A 1,126-nucleotide genomic window follows, 5' to 3' on the forward strand; every position below is an offset into this window, starting at 1 on the left:
CCATGCGGTGGCGCGGACCCTGGAGGCGAGCGCCGCCGTCCCGGGCGAGCGCGCCTGCGCCTTCCACGACCATCTCGGGGAGCTGCTCGGAGTCGAGGTTGCCCGCTGGTGGCGGCCGACCGGCGCCAATTATTTCGACCGGGTGCCCAAGAGCGTGACCCTGGCGGCGCTTGCCGAAGTCGGCGGACCGGCGCTCGCCGAGCGCTACGCCCGGGCGAAGAAGGCGGAGCTGGCGCAAGCCTGCGAGCGCATCTTCTCCGGCGACGTCATCGCCGAGGTCGAGGTCAAGGACGCCGCGCTTGCCTGGGTTCCGCAGGCGATGCGCTTCGGCGCGCCGGTCGCGGCGCAAGGCGATGCCGGCGCCATGGAAGAGGACTCCGGCGACACCGGCGATGAGCCTGCCCCGGCACCAGCCGACCGGATCGGGGAAGCAGCCTGACGTCTCCCAGCGCTTCCCCCGGGCGGCCCTCCCGGGAGGGGAGGGCCGCCCGAAGCCCCGTCACCGGCCGGGGACGGCGAACCGGAACTGGTCAAAAGCGGCCGCAGGGCGCGTCCAACGGGAAATGCAGGCGCGCCCCACTCACCGCCGCGATCGCCCGCGGCTCATGGGCCACCCGAAGAGCCTCGCCCGAGGCCGTCCAGCACCCGTCCGGACGGGCTGGAAGGCCAAGGCAGGAGATCGGCACCACGCCCGCCGCAACAGGTCGCCGCCCGGATTCCCCGCCGTCCCCGACCCGTGCCGAGAACAGGAGGCCAGCAATGCCGACCGACATCGAACGTTCCTACTGCGACCAGGGCTACAGGCTCCCCGACGGCTTCACCTGGAAGATGGTGGCCGTGCGGCGTGCCCGCTGGGACATTCCCGCCATCTTCGTGCCGGTCGCGGTTGCGCCGGGCTGCCTCGGCTGGGGCGTGCCGCACATCGACGGCGTGCCCCTGAAGCATCCCTGATCGGGACCTCTGCGATGACGGAACCCCGATCCGACACCGGGCGCGTCGAGCGTGCCGCCGCCGCCCTGACGGCGCTCGAGCGCGAAACTCTCGCGCTGAGCGCCGGGCTGGGCCTCGGTTCTGGCGAGATCGCGCGGAGGCTCGGAGTCTCCGAACGGCGCGCCGAACGGCTGCT

1 protein-coding gene and 1 pseudogene are annotated in these 1,126 nt (G+C 73.1%); both read left to right on the forward strand.

The annotated features are described in order from the left end of the window. Window positions 1-439 (forward strand): annotated as a pseudogene (locus tag GH737_RS14865) (chromosome partitioning protein ParB); the annotation flags it as partial. A gap of 320 nt (window positions 440-759) precedes the next feature. Continuing rightward, window positions 760-951, forward strand: a complete 192-nt coding sequence (locus GH737_RS14870) for a hypothetical protein (protein WP_155265532.1) — start codon at window positions 760-762, stop codon at window positions 949-951. Window positions 952-1,126: the final 175 nt, after the last annotated feature.

The organism is Sphingomonas segetis (genome assembly GCF_009720245.1).
GTDB classification, from domain to species: Bacteria; Pseudomonadota; Alphaproteobacteria; order Sphingomonadales; family Sphingomonadaceae; genus Sphingomicrobium; species Sphingomicrobium segetis.